Consider the following 17,791-nt stretch of genomic DNA (forward strand, 5'->3'; position numbering starts at 1 on the left):
CCCGCAGGTTGGTTTTTTATTTGAACGCTGGTGACTACTAAACTTATTCGTCAGCAGCGGCTTCAGGTAAAGAACGGGTAATTTCAGCCTTGGCTTTTAGTGCCGCGAGCAAAGCACCAAAACTACCTTGTGCTTTTTGATCAGCAAACTGTTGCAGTTGTTCAACCGCAGGTTTATCCGTCACTTCGTTGTCTGTCACTTTAGTCACAGCCACTAAAGCTGAGTCACCGCTCGCCAGATTTAACATGGCCACAGTAGCAGGTTGAGCTTCTGTAGGTTTAGCCAGTTCAAAAGCTTTGGTGCGGATGTCTGAATCTATATCGCCACCAAAACGGGTGACAGCAGCTTTAGTTTCCAGAGTTAACTCTGCGGCTGCAGCTACGTCAGACAAAGATTTTCCTGCCTGGACTTCAGCCAGTAAAGCTTCAGCTTTCGCCTGGGCTAACTCAGAACTTTTAGACGCCACCACAGCGGCCTGAACTTGATCTTTCACTTCTTCAAGCTTCTTCGTGGTTTCTGGTTGATGCGTATTCACCCGAACTACCACCACATGTTGTGGTGCGACTTCAATCACGTCACTGTTCACACCAGCACTGATAAAGTCTTCTGAAAACAGAGTCTGCAGAACTTTAGGTGCAGTTAATTCAGCTGGGGCAGTGGAACGGCTAAAGGCTGGTACAGAAACTACTTTAGTTCCTACAGCTTCAGCAGCTTCCTGCAAGCTGTCCGCGATTTCAAAGCTCTTTTCGCCTAACTGCTGCTGCAGATCAATAAATTTTTCAGCGGCTTTATCATCTTTTACTGTAGCCAGAATTTGATCTTTGACTTCATCAAAGGTTTTCACCGAACCAGACTGAACTTCAGTTAACTGAATAATGTGGTAACCAAACTCTGTTTTTACCACAGGGCTGATATCACCGGCTTTGGTCAGAGCATAGGCTGCCTTTTCAAATTCAGCATCCATCACCCCTCTTTCAATAAAATCTAGGTCACCGCCTTTTTCAGCTGAGAAGGTATCGGCAGATTCTTTTTTCGCCAGCTCAGCAAAATCTGCACCTTGCTGTAACTGCAGAGCTAAAGATTGTGCTTTGGCTTCGATTTCAGCATTGTCGTCAGCAGACTCCAACAGAATATGCGAAACACGACGACGCTCTTCCGTTTCATAACGGCTTTGGTTTGCATCGTAATAAGCTTGTAAATCAGCATCTGTTACTTCAACTGTTGCTGCTATATCGGCAGCAGTGAGCTGCACATAGTCCACAGACACTGTTTCTGGTGATACAAACTGATTGGCGTTGGCTTGATAATAGTCTTGCAACAATTGATCATTAATTTCAACTGCAGCGGCAAAATCGGCAGCTTTTAATACAGCGTACTGAATATCACGGCTTTGCATTTGTAACTTAGACAACAATTGCATTTCTGATACAGTTGCAAACTCTGATCCGGCTAAACCAACCACTAACTGGTTAGCTGACATTTGCGCTCGTAAATAATCACGGAACTGATTTGGCTCATAGCCATTCTGACGCAGCAGCGCAATGTAACGGTCGTTGTTGAAAACGCCCTCTACCTGAAACTCTGCCATGCTACGAATAGTGTCACGTAACACATCGTCACTGACCATTAAATCCAGTTCTGTGACTAATTGACGTTGTAACTGTTCATCAATCAGTTTTTCCAGCACTGAATTACGGAAATTGTTCATATAGTTACTGTCAGCTGACAACATGCCAAACATCTCACCAAACTGCTGCTGCATTCTGGCTCTTTCGTTTTGGTAAGCGGTATCAAACTGAACTTTAGTAATTTCATCACCGTTGACTGTGGCCACTGGCATTTCACTGGTGTTGCCAAGATAACTGCCAACCCCGGCTAAAGCAAAAGTCAGGATCACAAAGCCAAGAATGACCTTGGCGATCATACCCTGCGAACCTTCTCTGATCTTTTCTAACATTGTATCTACGTCTCTTTTGGCAACTTTTGGTTGTCTTAAAAAAAAAGCGCATCTTAACAGATACGCCTTTTTCATAAAAGCTGTGGCAGCGTCAGGCTTAATGCGTTTTGCTTTTCTCCGCCAGTATCAATGAGACTTTGGCAGAACCATCAGCTTCATAAGCCCGGCTGGATCAGCCAGGCGTTCAGCTTAGTTTACGCTGTCTTTCAGCGCTTTACCTGGCTTGAACGAAGGAATTTTCGCAGAAGCGATTTGGATAGTTTCACCCGTTTGTGGGTTGCGGCCTGAACGTGCAGCGCGCTCGCGAACTGCAAATGTACCAAAACCAACTAAGGCTACTGAATCGCCTTCCTTAAGAGCCTCAGTAACAGCGTCGATGAACGCGTCCAGAGAACGACCAGCTGCCGCTTTAGAAATGTCTGCACCAGCAGCGATTTTGTCGATAAGTTGAGACTTGTTCACAATATCATCCCCTTCAATTGTTATTATTTTCAACAACTACAGTAAATTTGGTTTGTCGTAGTAGCGCGTTTGTTATATCAAGCCTGATGTAGCCTTGCAAGCACAAAACGACGCACTACAAAAATTTCTGTTAGGCCACAACCCTTGCTGCACAAGGGCTGCGTCGAAACTGCCCATAACTTAACACAGCCAGAGTAATTGAAAAGCCCCTAAGCCGGATTTTTTTGGATTTTTTTGCTTTTTGCTGGAATTTTTTCCACTTCAAGCACCGACATCCCTGTTGGCGGCTCTTGCAGCGCTAATTCCAACACTTCGTCAATCCATTTTACCGCTCGAATTTCAATGTCACCTTTGACGTTATCCGGGATATCTTTTAAGTCCCGCACGTTGTCATGAGGGATTAAAACCCGCTTGATACCACCACGGTGAGCAGCTAACAGCTTCTCTTTTAAGCCACCTATAGGCAGAACTTCACCCCGTAAGGTGATTTCACCTGTCATGGCGACATCTGCCCGCACCGGATTACCCGTTAAGCTGGACACCAGAGCCGTCACCATAGCTATACCTGCGCTTGGACCATCTTTAGGAGTTGCACCTTCAGGTACGTGCACGTGAATATCACGTTTCTCATAAAAGTCTTCGTTAATACGCAGCTTCTCAGCACGACTACGAACCACTGTCATAGCGGCCTGAATCGACTCTTTCATCACATCGCCCAAAGAGCCTGTGTACGTCAGTTTGCCTTTACCTACCACAGCAGCAGCTTCAATCGTCAGTAAATCACCACCGACAGAAGTCCAGGCTAAGCCCGTTACCTGGCCAATGCGGTTACTGTCTTCCGCTTTACCATAGTCATGGCGTTGTACGCCTAAGAAATCTTCCAGGTTGTCCTGATTAATCACCACTTTCTGCAGGTTTTTATCCAGCAGAATGTTTTTCACTGCTTTGCGGCATAACTTGGAGATTTCGCGCTCTAAATTACGGACGCCAGCTTCACGGGTGTAGTAACGAATAATGCCCACAATAGCGCTGTCTTCAATCTCAATTTCGTGAGGTTTTAAGCCATTGCGTTCAATCTGCTTGTTGATCAGATGCTGCTTGGAAATATTCAGCTTCTCATCTTCGGTGTAGCCCGCTAAACGAATCACTTCCATCCGGTCCAGTAAGGCCGCCGGAATATTTAAGCTGTTGGATGTGGCAAAAAACATCACGTCAGATAAGTCGTAGTCCACTTCCAGGTAGTGATCCGAAAAGGCGGTGTTTTGCTCAGGATCTAGCACCTCAAGCAAAGCAGCGGCCGGATCACCACGGAAATCAGAGGCCATTTTGTCAATTTCATCCAGCAGGAATAACGGGTTACGTACTCCAACTTTGGCCATCTTCTGGATGATTTTTCCAGGCATAGAGCCGATGTAGGTTCGTCTGTGACCACGGATTTCCGCTTCGTCACGCACGCCACCTAAGGCCATACGCACATATTTACGGCCTGTTGCTTTGGCAACAGACTGACCCAGTGAGGTTTTACCTACACCCGGAGGTCCGACTAAACATAAAATCGGGCCTTTTAATTTGTTGACGCGCTGCTGCACTGCCAGATATTCCAGAATGCGTTCTTTGACTTTATCCAGACCATAGTGGTCCGAGTCCAGAATACGTTCTGCACCAGCCAGATCTTTTTTCACCTTGCTGCGTTTTTTCCAGGGCACATTGGTCAGCCAGTCGATATAACTGCGCACCACTGTGGCTTCAGCCGACATAGGTGACATCATTTTTAACTTTTGCAGTTCAGCCGTGGCTTTAGTGCGGGCTTCGTCCGGCATCTGGGCCAGTTCGATTTTTTTCGATAAGGCTTCAAATTCATCCGGTGTATCTTCCAGCTCGCCCAGTTCACGCTGAATGGCTTTCATTTGCTCATTCAGGTAATACTCGCGCTGGCTTTTTTCCATCTGCTTTTTCACACGGCTGCGAATACGACGTTCAACCTGCAGAATGTCGATTTCGCTTTCCATCATCGCCATCAGGAACTCTAAACGTTCCGTCACATCAATGATTTCTAAAACTTTTTGCTTGTCGTCCACTTTTAGCGGCATATGAGCTGCCATGGTATCCGCCAGACGGGCAGCATCCTCAATGCCAGACAAGGCTGTCAGCACTTCAGGTGGGATCTTTTTATTCAGTTTGATATAACCTTCAAACTGATTGACGGCAGAGCGCAAAATAACTTCCTGCTCGCGGCTGTCCATTTCCGGTGTCGGAATTAAATCAACATAGGCGGCGAAGGTGTCTTCCGTATCGGTAAACTCAACCAGTTGAGCACGTTTGCCCCCTTCCACCAGCACTTTGACCGTGCCATCAGGAAGCTTGAGCAACTGCAGAATAGTGGCGACAGTACCCACCTGATACAGATCAGAATCTTTAGGGTCGTCCAGCGTGGCGTCTTTTTGCGCAACTAAAAAGATTTGTTTCTCTTTTTCCATCGCGGCATCCAGGCATTTAATGGATTTAGCCCGGCCAACAAACAGCGGGATCACCATATGCGGATAAACGACCACGTCTCTTAATGCCAATACAGGCATATGCAAACGTTCAGTCTTTGCTACTGTCATGAAATCTCTCTCGAATTATTTACTGCAGGTGACATGATTCAACAGTATATGGGGGCTGTTTATGTCACTTCAATGAATTAGCAAAAAATTTGGACTTGTAAAAACAGGTTCTGGAAAATGGGGTCAGATCACATTATTTCCTCATAATGTGATCTGACCCCTTTTTTATCGGCCAGACCCTTTTCTATTTACTGCGAAGCAGCAGCTTCCACAGTCTCATAAATCAATATCGGCTGAGACTCACCGCGGATCACTGTCTCGTCAATAACAACTTTGCTGACATGTTCCATGGACGGTAAATCATACATGGTATCAAGCAAGACGTTTTCAACAATAGAGCGCAAGCCACGGGCACCGGTTTTGCGTTCCATGGCTTTTTGCGCTATGGCTTTGAGCGCATCTTCACGGAACTCCAGTTCTACATCTTCCATCTGGAATAATGCACCAAACTGTTTCACCAACGCGTTTTTCGGCTCACTTAAGATTTGCATTAATGCGGCTAAATCCAGTTCAGTTAAAGTCGCCACCACAGGTAAACGACCAATAAACTCAGGGATTAAACCGTATTTGACTAAATCTTCAGGTTCCACATCTTTAAAGCTTTCGGTCAAAGTACGGCTTTGTGAGGTGGCGCGCACTTCAGCACCAAAACCTATACCTGAACCTTTAGCACAACGCTGTTCAATGACTTTATCCAGACCCGCAAAAGCGCCACCACAGATAAACAGGATCTTCGAGGTATCAACCTGTAAGAACTCTTGTTGTGGATGCTTACGTCCACCCTGAGGTGGAACAGAGGCCACAGTGCCTTCAATCAGCTTTAACAGAGCCTGCTGTACACCTTCACCTGAGACGTCACGGGTAATAGATGGATTGTCGGACTTACGCGAAATTTTGTCGATTTCATCAATGTAAACAATGCCACGCTGGGCTTTTTCTACATCGTAATCGCATTTCTGCAGTAATTTCTGAATGATATTTTCAACGTCTTCACCCACATAACCCGCTTCGGTTAATGTAGTAGCGTCGGCCATAGTAAATGGCACATCCAGCAAACGGGCTAAGGTTTCGGCTAATAAAGTTTTACCGCTACCTGTAGGGCCTATCAGCAGAATATTACTTTTGCTCAGCTCAACGTCCTGTTTATGCTGCATGCTGCGTAAACGTTTGTAGTGGTTGTAGACCGCCACCGCCAGAACTTTTTTCGCATGCTCCTGGCCTATCACATAGTCATCCAGGTGAGCACGGATCTCTTTTGGCACCGGCAATTTATTGCTGTCGCGTTTTGGCGAAATATCTTTAATTTCTTCGCGAATAATATCGTTGCACAAATCAACACATTCATCACAGATATAGACCTGTGGGCCTGCAATCAGTTTGCGCACTTCATGTTGTGATTTGCCGCAAAAAGAGCAATACAACAACTTGCTGCTTTTCTCGCCATCAGAGCGATGATCAGACATGTAACTTCCTCTTCCACTACATAGGGATGGCCAGCTTAGCGCCCTTCTCCACCCCTGAATTAAACTTACTTCGCATCCCTTTGAGTTAATATGGCATCGATTAGGCCATATTCCAAGGCTTGCTGTGCACTTAAGAAGTTATCACGCTCTGTATCTTTACACACCTGTTCATAAGTTTTGCCACAATGCTCTGCCATCAAACGGTTTAATTTCTCTTTGATATACAGAATTTCACGGGCATGGATCTCAAAATCTGTGGCCTGGCCCTGGAAACCGCCTAAAGGCTGATGGATCATCACACGGGCGTTGGGTAAGCAGTAACGCTTGCCTTTGGTACCACCAGATAACAAAAATGCACCCATGCTGCAGGCCTGGCCTACACAGACTGTTGCAATATTTGGTTTGATGTACTTCATGGTGTCGTAAATCGACATACCCGCAGTGACAGAACCACCTGGTGAGTTGATATAGATATAAATATCTTTTTCCGGGTTCTCAGATTCTAAAAACAACAGCTGGGCGACGATCAGATTGGCCATATGGTCTTCGACCTGACCCGTTAAAAAAATCACCCGTTCTTTTAAAAGGCGTGAATAAATATCAAAAGAACGCTCGCCCTTAGCGGTTTGCTCAATAACGATAGGAACTAAGGCATTGACTAACTCATTCATTCTTGGCTCAAATGCCATAATGCGATTTCCTTAATTGAAAAGTGGGGGACCTTATATAGCCGAAGGCTAAAAATGAAAATGGCCCGAACTATGATGCTCGAGCCATTAAAACTGCCTGACAAACAGATGTCAAATCTTAGTTTGCTGCTTGTGGATTCATGATCTCATCAAACTTGGCTTTTTCTTCTGTTACTTTAGCTTTGCTCAGAACCAGGTCAATGGCCTGCTCTTCTAAAGCGACATTACGCATGCCTTGTAACAATTCTTTGTTGCTGTTGTAGTACTGAATCACTTCTTGTGGATCTTCGTACGCAGAAGCCACAGTTTCAATCAGAGACTGAACACGGGCATCTTCAACTTGCAGGCTGTTTGTTTTGATCACTTCACCTAATAACAGACCTACTTTCACGCGGTCTTTGGCTTGTTCAGTGAACAAAGCAGCTGGTAATTCTGGTAATTGTTTTGGATCCAGGTTGTTGCCAAAACGCTGTAACGCCTGACGACGTAATACATCAATTTCGCTGTCGATCAGAGCTTGTGGCACTTCAATTTCATGAGTGGCTAACAAACCTTTGATTACCTGATCTTTTACGCGAGCTTTGATGCTGTTGTTCAGCTCGCGCTCCATGTTCTTTTTCACTTCAACTTTTAATGCATCAACAGTCGCTTCAGCTAAACCAAACAGTTTGGCGAACTCGTCGTTTACTTCTGGTAACTGTTGAGTTTCAACTGCTTTTACAGTCACAGCAAAGCTGGCTGCTTTGCCTTTTAAGTTTTCAGCGTGGTATTCAGCAGGGAAAGTTACTTCAACAGTCACTTCGTCGCCGGCTTTTTTGCCGATGATACCGTCTTCAAAACCTGGGATCATACGACCTTGGCCTAATTCTAACGTGAAGTCAGAGGCTTTGCCGCCTTCGAACTCTTCACCGTCGATAGAACCGACGAAGTCGATGATCACGCGGTCACCAGAAGCTGCCGCAGCTTCAGTTGTTGCCCATGTCGCATGTTGCTTACGTAAAGTACCTAACATAGTTTCTAAATCATCAGCAGTGATTTCAACCACTGGCTTAGTGACTTCAACTTTGTCCAGAGCGTTCAGTTGAACTTCCGGATACACTTCGAACGTTGCTGCGAATTCTAAGTCTTTGCCTTCAGCCAGTTGGCCAGGAGCAAAAGTCGGAGCGCCAGCAGGAGTTAACTTGTTCGCAATGATCGCCTGATAGAAATGGTTTTGCATCTGACGTGAAGCCACGTCTTGTAATACAGACAGACCAAACATTTTTTTGATCATCGCAACAGGCGCTTTGCCTGGACGGAAACCATCCACACGACGGTTTTTAGCAATTTGTTTTAATTCTTTGTCAACTTCAGTGCTGATTGCAGCAGCTGGAACAGTAATGGTCAAACGGCGTTCTAAACCCTGTGTGGTTTCAACAGAAACTTGCATCTTGTTACCTCAAAATCAAATCGGGCGCCTGACTACGCCATCTCTTCGCTTGTCCGGGTTCTGCCTTAAGGTGCACAATCCAGACCTGTTATATAGGACGCGGCATTATAGCGAGGGTTTTTCGCCGAGTCGAGCTTTTGATGAAACATCAGATACGGCGCGGCTTAGAGCCCTAATTTCACTTTATTTTTTTCGTCAGAGGCACTGCGATAAAAGCGAAAAACCGCAGATGGGAAACATCGCTTTTCGTCTGATTTTTAACGTTTTGCTCTCGCTTTCATGCCAAATTATGTGTAGCTATAGACAGTAATAACAAAAACAACAGGATTTTATATGCCCGATTTTAGCCTTTGGCCTTTGCTTGGTATCGCAGTGGTGATGCTTGGCTTTTTACTGAAATTTAACCCCGTGCTGGTGGTGACAGTGGCGGCTTTTGCTACAGGTATGGCAGTGAAGATGCCGGTCATGATCTGGCTGGAGTCTTTAGGCACCGCCTTTTTAAAAACCCGCAATTTACCGCTGATCTTGTTATTGCCTTTGGCTGTCATTGGTCTGTTGGAGCGGCATGGCCTGCGCGAAAAAGCCCAAAACTGGATACAACAAATTAAAGCGGCCACTACAGGACGTTTATTGCTGGTGTATCTTGCATTAAGGGAAAGTACAGCAGCTGCGGGCCTGACAAGTTTAGGAGGTCACCCACAAATGGTAAGGCCTTTACTCTCGCCGATGGCGGAGGCTGCTTTTGAGCAAAAACACCAAAGCCTGCCGGATAAAATTAAATACAAAATCCGCGCTATGTCGGCCGCGACCGACAATATAGGGCTGTTTTTTGGTGAAGATATTTTTGTCGCTTTTGGCGCCATTATTTTGATGCATACCTTTTTAAGGGAATCCGGTATTGAGACTGATCCGTTGCATATAGCGCTTTGGGGTATTCCAACAGCTATTGCGGCTTTTTTAATTCATGGTAGCCGTTTACTGCGATTTGACGCTTATCTGGCACGCCAGCTGAAAGATGAGCTGAAGCAAGCACCTCAACAGGAGCAGCGCCATGATTAGTATGACCTTGCTGTATTATGTGGCTGCTTTGTTATTTTTTGCCGTGGCTTTTTTTAGTACCAAAGATAAAAGATACAGCAGCGCTTTGTTCTGGTTTAGTTATGGCCTGATTTTCCTACTCGGTGATTTTATGCCGCCCGCTCTGGTCGGTGCTTTAGTGGTGTTGATGGCCTTAGTGGCAGGTTTGGGTGGTGTAAAAGGTGGCACCTATCCAACTCTGGAGCTGCAGCAACGGCTGGATTCGGTGAAACGCCTTGGTAACAAGTTATTTATCCCGGCTTTGATGATCCCTTTGCTGACGGTATTTTCTGTATTGGTGCTGGTGCATATTCAGGGCGATGGCTGGTCTTTACTGGACCCAAAAAATGCCACTTTATCGGCTTTAGGTTTAGCGGCCTTTTTAGCCATACTGGCGGCTTTACATCTGACCCGGGAAAAACCTACGCAGGCGTTAAAAGAATCCTCACGTTTAATCGAAGCCATAGGCTGGGCTTTTTTATTGCCTCAGTTGCTGGCAACTTTAGGTTTGCTGTTTAATCAGGCTGGTGTCGGTGAAACCGTATCACAACTGACCAGCTTGTATTTAAATTTAAACCACCCATTTTTGGCTGTCTCTTGTTATGCCATTGGCATGGTCTTATTTACTATTATTATGGGCAACGCCTTTGCCGCTTTCCCGGTGATCACAGCAGGTATTGGTATTCCGCTTTTAGTGATCCAGCACGGCGGTAACCCAGCCATTATGGCGGCTATAGGCATGTTTTGTGGCTACTGTGGCACTTTGCTCACCCCTATGGCGGCCAACTTTAATATAGTGCCAGCCGCACTTTTAGAATTGCCGGATAAAAATGCCGTGATTAAAGCTCAAGCACCTACAGCAGTGCTGTTGCTTGGGGTTAATATTATCCTGATGTATGTCCTTATGTTCTAACGGAGCACAAATGCAGACTATTTTACTGACCGGCTTCGAGCCTTTTGGCGGTGAACAAAAAAATCCTTCCTGGCAGGCCGTGCAGCAGCTCGATGGCTATCAACTGGACGACGAAGTGCAGATTGTCAGCCGGCAGCTCTCTTGTGTGTTTGAAAAAAGCCAACAGGAACTGCAAACCGCCATTAAAGAGTTACAACCTGTGCTGGTGTTGGCTGTAGGTCAGGCAGGTGGGCGGACTGAACTTTGTTTTGAAAAAGTCGCTATCAACATCATCGACGCCCGTATTGCCGATAATGCAGGACAGCAACCGGTGGACAAGCCTGTGGTCAGCGATGGCCCAACTGCTTATTTCACCACTTTACCTGTCAAAGCTATGGTTAATGGTCTGAAGCAACAAGGAATTCCAGCATCAGTGTCTTATACAGCAGGCACTTATGTCTGCAATACAGTGTTTTATGCCCTGATGCACCAGCTTAAAAACAGCCCCAAAGTGCGGGCCGGTTTTTTACATATTCCTTATGCACCTGAGCAGGCTATAGGCAAAGCCGTGGCTTCAATGCCTGTAGATATGGTCGTTCAAGCATTAAAAATCTGTTTGCCTGTGGCGCTTTTAACCACTGAAGATTTACAAATAGCGGCGGGTACACTCGACTAGATTTCAGCCTAATGCTTGCCATAAAGCGCTCGCATGGTTAAAATTGCGGCGCTTTTCTACTATGGCCTGTCGGGACGACCCAATAGCGCATCTGTATATCGGGGACGACCCCAACTTCAAAAACTGGAATACCTTATGAACTGGTTATTGCTTGTTGTGGCTGGCTTATTGGAAGTCGGCTGGGCTGTGGGTTTGAAATACACTGAAGGTTTTACAAAGTTCTGGCCAACCGTCTGGACTCTTGGCGCTATGCTGTTAAGTATTACCATGCTGGGGCTTGCGATGCGGGATTTACCTGTAGGTACGGCTTATGCGGTTTGGACAGGTATTGGTGCTGTTGGCACTGTGATAGTCGGCATTTACCTGCTAGGCGATCCTGCTACTGCAGGACGTTTAATCAGTATTGGTTTGATACTGTTAGGTATTATTGGCTTAAAACTCAGCTCTTAAATTACAGTTGTTAAATATAAGGGGGCACTGCTGTGCCCCGATGACAAGTTAAAGCGTAATATGCTGACGCACCCTTTCACCTAAACCTACACCAGCTTCTGACATCGTCAGATAGGTATGATCAGCGCCAGCGTCCAAAATCGCAGCTGCTTCATCTTTATGCATACTGTGCGATACGATTAAGCCGCTAAAACCTGCTTGTCGCAGTTTTCTGGTCGCTATCACTTTGGCTTCCACATCATTTAAGCAAAGCACTACAGCTTTAATACCGACCAGTTTTAAACCTTGCCAAAACACCTGATCTTCTGCATCGGCAAAAAGTACGTTGTTGCCTTTTTCCTGGTGTTCCGCCACTTTGGATGGATCCGAATCCAGCGCCACCAGATGGCATTTGTGTTCAAGATATTCATAAGCAGCAGACCCAGTGCGGCCCATGCCCATAATCAAGACTTCAGCTTCGCCTAAAGACACAGGTTGCTCATCCGGATGGTGAATATCCCGTTCGTACGGAATAAGCCGGTGTGCCAAACGTTCATACAAAGGGTGAGCAAAGCGGTTTAACGGGGCTGAAACCACAAAAGATAAAGCCACAGTTAAGGCCAATGGGATCAAAAATTGTGGCATCACACTGGCGGCAACAATCAAGGCAAACTCGCTGTAGTTACTCAGGGCTAAACCCGATAAAAAAGCACTACGAGCTCTTAATCTGAATAACACCAATAAGGTAAAAAACAGTACAGCTTTAAAAGGCAGTAACACAGTCATCAAAGCGGCAAATAACCAGGCTTGCTGATCCGGTAAACCTCCTAAACCAATTTTCAGGAAAAATCCCACCAGGAAAAACTCTTTTAAGCCCCATAAAGTTTTAGACAGCTCCCCTGCTCTGTTGTGCCCTGCCAGCAAAGCACCAAATACTAAAGCTCCTAACTCAGAACTTAAACCTATAGCAAGAAAACCAGAGCCGCCTATAACCACGGCCAACAGCACACCAAATAAGATTTGTAAATCATCATGGCCTGTTAAATCCATCAGCTTATAAAGCAAAGGTCGTAGCAGAGGCACCAGCAGTACCAGTAAAGCAAAAGGAGATGGCGTGATACCCTGAGTAAAACTCAAGAGTCCCATCGCAATTAAATCCTGCATAACCAGAATGCCTATGGCAACCCGGCCGTGAAAAGCCCGAATTTCCCTTTTGCCTTCCAGTACTTTCGCGGCCAGTACAGTGCTTGAAAACGCCAAAGCGGCTGCCAGCATCAAGGCGTAATACCAGTCGGGTTCAAATGTCAGATAAATGATGGGCGTATAGAGCAAGACTGAGCTGGCAAAATGCGCCAGACTGCCGCCTAATACTTCGGGTTTACCCAAACTGCGGATATTGAGTTTTAAACCTACGGTAAACAGCAGTAACAACACGCCTAAATGTGCAACATGGGCAATAATGGCATTGCCTTCTTTGGGTAAGTCCAAATCTGTGGCAGTTGCAGTGATCATAAAGCCAGCTGCCAGATAACCAATCAATGGCGGCAAACCAATTAAGCGCACTAACAAACCTAAGCTAAAGGCAAAACCTATCCAAACTGCTTCTAACATAACAATCCTGTATTTAGTGTTTATTATTTGCCTTCATCAGGCCCTGAATCCTGGCTTTCGTCTGAATCCTTTGCGGTTTTTCGGGAGATCCAGTCTTTTGTGGTTCTGTGCACGCCACGACGCAATGCGCTGCTGGCGTTTTCCAGAGTATCTACTCCGGTAAGAACCCCTACGACCACGACAGACAACCAAATAGCAACCTGATAATGGCCTAAACCTGTAGCAACACCTATGGCTGCCAGCACCCAAATAGTCGCGGCAGAGGTAACGCCAACCACTATACCTTCACGAGTCAGCATCACGCCTGCACCAAGAAAACCTATACCAGTCACCACCTGGCCAATAATACGGCTAGGGTCTGTCACCACTTGCCCAACCAAACGACTTGAGTCGACCACTGAATGTCCCAGCGGTAAGGACAAAGCAACGAATAAATAAGTCCCCATAGTGATCAAAATAGAAGTTCGGATCCCTGCGGGTTTGCCGCGTAGCTGACGTTCCAAACCAACAATACTGCCAGCCAGTAAGGTAACGCCTATGGCTTGCCAGGATAACGGGCTGATATCGAACCAGGCGGGGTCCAATATCATAGTGCCTCCCCTGCTATTAATTTTGCCGCATTACGTGCACGGGCAGCTTTCCATTCAGCTTCTGTCATAGGTACTGTTTCCCCCTGACTGCGGGCTACCGCCTTTCGCTGCTCAATACTAATGGCTATTTGTTGGTACTCTTCTGGCGTTTTTTTGCGCCAGTCGACAATTTCATCCATATGGCGGTAACAACCGACACATATTTTTTCTTCATTCAGCCTGCAACAGGCCACACAAGGAGATTCCACTTCAGCTCCGGCTTTTATTCTAACTCACTCCAGTGTAACCACTTTTTGATGCAGGCCAAAGTTTTACTCCAAACTAAGGTCATCAGTCCGAAAAGTCTGGCTTTTAACCGCAGTTTTGTTGCAGAGACTTTACCCTGCTTTCGCTTTATGGCAGCGTACGAACAACCAACAAGAGGTTCAACGATGAAAAACTATAACTACAGTCTTATTGCCCTGGCTTTATGCTCCACTCTGGCCATAGCCGATGATAAAAAACCGCTCTGGAATGTGGATAAACCCCAGGGCAAGTTCACAGACATCACGATTGATGTGCAACAAGGCACCTGGATGAATGTCAGTGTCAGTCCTGACGGTAAAACCATTGCTTTTGATTTATTAGGCGATATTTATACGATGCCTATTGGCGGTGGTAAAGCCAAAGCCTTAACTTCAGATATAGGTTGGCAAATGCAGCCGGTATTCAGCCCTGATGGCAAGTACATTGCATTTACCAGCGATCAGGGCGGTGGCGATAATATTTGGGTGATGAAAGCCGACGGTTCAGCGCAAAAAGCAGTGACCGAAGAAACATTCCGTTTATTGAATAGCCCGGCCTGGAGCCCGGACGGCGAATTTATCGTCGCCCGTAAACACTTTACCGCCAGCCGCTCTTTAGGTGCTGGTGAAGTATGGCAATATCATAAATCAGGTGGTGCAGGTGTGATGCTAACCGCCAAAGCCAATGATCAGAAAGACCTGGGTGAACCCGCCTTTTCACCAGACGGTCAATACATTTATTTCTCTCAGGATGATACGCCAGGAAAAACTTTCCATTACAGCAAAGACTCAGAACAAGGCATTTATGTTATTAAGCGTTTTGAGCGTGAAACCGGCAAAATTGATGTGCTGTTGCAAGGTGCAGGTGGCGCAATCCGCCCTACTCCTTCCCCTGATGGTAAATATCTGGCCTATATCCGCCGTGTCGATTTCCAGACCAGCTTGTTTTTATACGATTTAGAAAGTGGCGAACATACGCAACTGGATAACCAGCTTGATCGTGACATGCAGGAAACCTGGGCTATTCATGGGGTTTACCCAACCTTGAGCTGGACACCGGATAATAAGAAGCTGGTGTATTGGGCAGGCGGTAAAATCAACAGTCTGGATATTGCCAGCAAAAGAAAAACCATTATTCCGTTTTCTGTCGAGCGCAGCAAAACCATACAAACTGCGGTGAAGTTTAAACAGGACTTAGACAAAGATCAGCTGGATGTGAAAGTGCTGGGCAACCTGCATATGTCACCTGATGGTAAAAAAGCTGTGTATTCAGCTTTGGGTCATTTGTATATAAAAGACTTAAAATCAGGTTCAGCCAAACGGCTGACCAGCCAGAATGACCATTTTGAGTTTTATCCTCAATTCTCCCGCGATGGCAGCAAGCTGGTCTATGTCAGCTGGCATGACACAGAACAAGGCCGGGTTAAACTGCTGGATTTAGCTTCAGGCCAAAGCCGGGATTTAACGCCAGAACCAGGTAAATACGTCGAACCAGTGTTCAGCCCGGACGGTCAGACTGTGGTCTATCGCAAGTCTGGTGCAGGCTCTTTGCTGGATAAAAAATGGTCACTGAATACCGGTCTTTATCTGGCCAGTGTCAATGGAGCAGAGCAGCCGAAACTTATCAGCCGCAATGGTTTTGCCCCTATGTTTGGCAAAGACAATAAAAGAGTCTTTGCGCAGGATTATGGCGAATCACCAACTCTATTGAGCATAGATTTAGCTACAGAGCAGCAGCGCACTTTATACACAGCCAAATACGGCACTGAATTTAAACTCTCGCCTGATGGCAAGTACTTAGCTTTTGTTGACCGTTTTAAAGTGTACGTTACCCCATTCACTGAACGTGGCGCAGTCATTGATATCAGCGGCTCAGACAAACAATTCCCAGTGAAACAACTCTCTGTGAAAGCGGGCACTGACATCAGCTGGACCTCTGACAGCAGCAGCTTGTACTGGCACTTAGGCCCAGAGTTGTACCACCACAGCATTGCTGGTTTATTTGACGTCAACAGCAAAGTAAAACTGGACGCCAAAAGCGGCACTAATATTGGCTTTAGCCTACCTATGGATAAACCCAAGGGTCAAATCGCTTTTGTCGGCGGTCAGGTTATTACTATGGAAGGAGATACAGTACTACAGGATGCAGTGGTGCTGGTCGAAGGCAATAAAATCAAAGCTGTTGGCACCAGAGATGATGTGACAGTGCCAGCTGGAGCTGAAGTCATCGACATCAGCGGCAAAACTTTATTGCCCGGTTTATTTGATGCCCATGCGCACGGCGCCCAGGGTGTGAATCAGCTGATCCCACAACAAAACTACAAGAACTACGCCAGCCTGGCTTTAGGGGTCACTTCGATTCATGACCCATCCAATGATACTCAGGAAATATTTACTGCCAGTGAGATGCAAAAAGCAGGTATCACAGTGGGCCCACGGATATTTTCCACTGGTACTATTTTGTATGGCGCTTATGGTGCAGGTTATACCTCGCATATTGACAGTCTGGACGATGCCAAATTCCATCTGGAACGGCTGAAAAAAGTCGGTGCTTTTTCAGTCAAGAGCTACAACCAGCCACGCCGCGATCAGCGTCAGCAGGTGATTGAAGCAGCGCGTGAACTGGAAATGATGGTTGTGCCTGAAGGTGGCTCTTTAATGCAGCACAACCTGAGCATGGTGGTCGACGGTCATACCACGCTCGAGCACTCTTTGGCTGCTGCAGTGCTTTATGATGACGTGAAGCAATTGTGGCAACAAAGCAACACGGCCTATACCCCAACCTTAGTGGTAGCATACGGCGGTATCTTTGGTGAAAACTACTGGTACGATAAAACCGACGTGTGGAAACATGCTCGTTTAAGCCAGTATGTACCAGCTGATGAACTTCGCCCACGCAGTATGCGTCGCCCTAAAGCGCCGGACCATCATTACAACCATGTTGCTATAGCTCAAATGGCCAAAGAGTTGTCCGACTTGGGAGTAGTCACTAATATTGGCGCTCATGGCCAGCGCGAGAGCTTAGGCGCACACTGGGAGATTTGGATGTTTGCTCAAGGGGGAATGAGCCCGCTTGAAGCCTTAAAAACTGCGACCATTAACCCAGCGAAAACCTTTGGTATGGATCATCAGCTCGGTTCAATAAAAGCAGGCAAACTGGCTGACTTAATTATCCTGGATGCCGATCCGCTGAAAAACATAATGGACAGCGACAAAGTGAAATACAGCATGGTGAACGGCCGTTTGTATGATGCAGAATCGATGAACCAATTGTACCCGGATCAAAAACAACGGGCTCCTTGGTTTTTTAGTCCAAAGAGCAAACAGCCTTAATAAGCTCAAACTAGCTTTGCTAACGTCGAAAATATGCCCCGGCCATCGCCAGAGGCAATGGCGTGATATCGGCGAAATGCCAAACTCCTGGCATTTCGAGAGACCGATATCACCCTGCATTTCCGACGTACCGTACTTCCTGTACATGCATCGAAAATATGCTCCTGCATTTTCGACGTACCGTACTTCCTGTACATGCGTCGAAAATATGCTCCCTGCATTTCCGACGTACCGTACTTCCTGTACATGCGTCGAAAATATGCTCCCTGCATTTCCGACGTACCGTACTTCCT

At 46.3% G+C, this 17,791-nt stretch carries 14 protein-coding genes; 5 read left to right on the top strand and 9 right to left on the bottom strand.

Annotation, left to right across the window (positions count from 1 at the left end; all coding sequences use genetic code 11):
- Positions 1-43: 43 nt before the first annotated feature.
- The 6 genes from RHEIN_RS09775 to tig all read right to left on the bottom strand — a co-directional run bounded on the left by RHEIN_RS09775 (position 44) and on the right by tig (position 8,606).
- Positions 44-1,957, bottom strand: a complete 1,914-nt coding sequence (locus tag RHEIN_RS09775; protein WP_008898811.1) for a SurA N-terminal domain-containing protein — start codon at positions 1,955-1,957, stop codon at positions 44-46.
- A 189-nt stretch (positions 1,958-2,146) separates the two neighbouring features.
- Entirely contained in the window at positions 2,147-2,419 is a 273-nt protein-coding gene (hupB, locus tag RHEIN_RS09780) for a nucleoid-associated protein HU-beta (RefSeq protein ID WP_008898812.1), read from the bottom strand.
- A gap of 209 nt (positions 2,420-2,628) precedes the next feature.
- On the bottom strand, positions 2,629-5,025 hold the full coding sequence (gene lon, locus RHEIN_RS09785) for an endopeptidase La (protein ID WP_008898813.1): 2,397 nt from the start codon (positions 5,023-5,025) through the stop codon (positions 2,629-2,631).
- Positions 5,026-5,213: 188 nt separating this feature from the next.
- Positions 5,214-6,488 (bottom strand): ATP-dependent protease ATP-binding subunit ClpX, encoded by a 1,275-nt coding sequence (clpX, locus tag RHEIN_RS09790; RefSeq protein WP_008898814.1) that lies wholly within the window; start codon positions 6,486-6,488, stop codon positions 5,214-5,216.
- A gap of 65 nt (positions 6,489-6,553) precedes the next feature.
- Complete coding sequence (clpP, locus tag RHEIN_RS09795) at positions 6,554-7,177, bottom strand: ATP-dependent Clp endopeptidase proteolytic subunit ClpP (RefSeq protein ID WP_008898815.1); 624 nt, start codon at positions 7,175-7,177, stop codon at positions 6,554-6,556.
- Positions 7,178-7,295: 118 nt separating this feature from the next.
- Positions 7,296-8,606 (bottom strand): trigger factor, encoded by a 1,311-nt coding sequence (gene tig / locus RHEIN_RS09800; RefSeq protein ID WP_008898816.1) that lies wholly within the window; start codon positions 8,604-8,606, stop codon positions 7,296-7,298.
- 333 nt (positions 8,607-8,939) lie between these two features.
- On the opposite strand from tig, the gene RHEIN_RS09805 reads away from it, so the two are divergent.
- The 4 genes from RHEIN_RS09805 to sugE all read left to right on the top strand — a co-directional run bounded on the left by RHEIN_RS09805 (position 8,940) and on the right by sugE (position 11,701).
- The gene (locus RHEIN_RS09805) at positions 8,940-9,665 is read left to right on the top strand and encodes a DUF969 domain-containing protein (protein ID WP_008898817.1); all 726 of its coding nucleotides are present in this window, start codon (positions 8,940-8,942) and stop codon (positions 9,663-9,665) included.
- Positions 9,658-10,596, top strand: coding sequence for a DUF979 domain-containing protein (locus RHEIN_RS09810; RefSeq protein ID WP_008898818.1), 939 nt, complete (start codon positions 9,658-9,660; stop codon positions 10,594-10,596). The genes RHEIN_RS09805 and RHEIN_RS09810 overlap by 8 nt, the downstream gene beginning before the upstream one ends.
- A gap of 10 nt (positions 10,597-10,606) precedes the next feature.
- Positions 10,607-11,251 (top strand): pyroglutamyl-peptidase I, encoded by a 645-nt coding sequence (gene pcp, locus RHEIN_RS09815; RefSeq protein WP_008898819.1) that lies wholly within the window; start codon positions 10,607-10,609, stop codon positions 11,249-11,251.
- Between the two features lie 135 nt (positions 11,252-11,386).
- Positions 11,387-11,701 carry a quaternary ammonium compound efflux SMR transporter SugE gene (sugE, locus tag RHEIN_RS09820; RefSeq protein WP_008898820.1) on the top strand — a complete coding sequence of 105 codons (315 nt, stop codon included), beginning with the start codon at positions 11,387-11,389 and terminating at the stop codon, positions 11,699-11,701.
- Between the two features lie 48 nt (positions 11,702-11,749).
- Here sugE and RHEIN_RS09825 read toward each other — a convergent pair whose 3' ends face one another.
- The 3 genes from RHEIN_RS09825 to RHEIN_RS09835 are packed head-to-tail and all read right to left on the bottom strand — an operon-like array spanning position 11,750 to position 14,129.
- Positions 11,750-13,291 carry a cation:proton antiporter family protein gene (locus RHEIN_RS09825; RefSeq protein ID WP_008898821.1) on the bottom strand — a complete coding sequence of 514 codons (1,542 nt, stop codon included), beginning with the start codon at positions 13,289-13,291 and terminating at the stop codon, positions 11,750-11,752.
- A 23-nt stretch (positions 13,292-13,314) separates the two neighbouring features.
- Entirely contained in the window at positions 13,315-13,881 is a 567-nt protein-coding gene (locus RHEIN_RS09830) for an MgtC/SapB family protein (RefSeq protein ID WP_008898822.1), read from the bottom strand.
- Positions 13,878-14,129 (bottom strand): DUF1289 domain-containing protein, encoded by a 252-nt coding sequence (locus RHEIN_RS09835; RefSeq protein WP_008898823.1) that lies wholly within the window; start codon positions 14,127-14,129, stop codon positions 13,878-13,880. Before RHEIN_RS09835 ends, RHEIN_RS09830 begins: the two co-directional genes overlap by 4 nt.
- Positions 14,130-14,312: 183 nt before the next feature.
- On the opposite strand from RHEIN_RS09835, the gene RHEIN_RS09840 reads away from it, so the two are divergent.
- Positions 14,313-17,498: an amidohydrolase family protein gene (locus tag RHEIN_RS09840; RefSeq protein WP_008898824.1), complete on the top strand. Its 3,186-nt coding sequence runs from the start codon at positions 14,313-14,315 to the stop codon at positions 17,496-17,498.
- The last annotated feature ends 293 nt before the right edge of the window (positions 17,499-17,791 follow it).

This window comes from Rheinheimera sp. A13L (assembly GCF_000217935.1).
GTDB lineage: Bacteria > Pseudomonadota > Gammaproteobacteria > Enterobacterales > Alteromonadaceae > Pararheinheimera.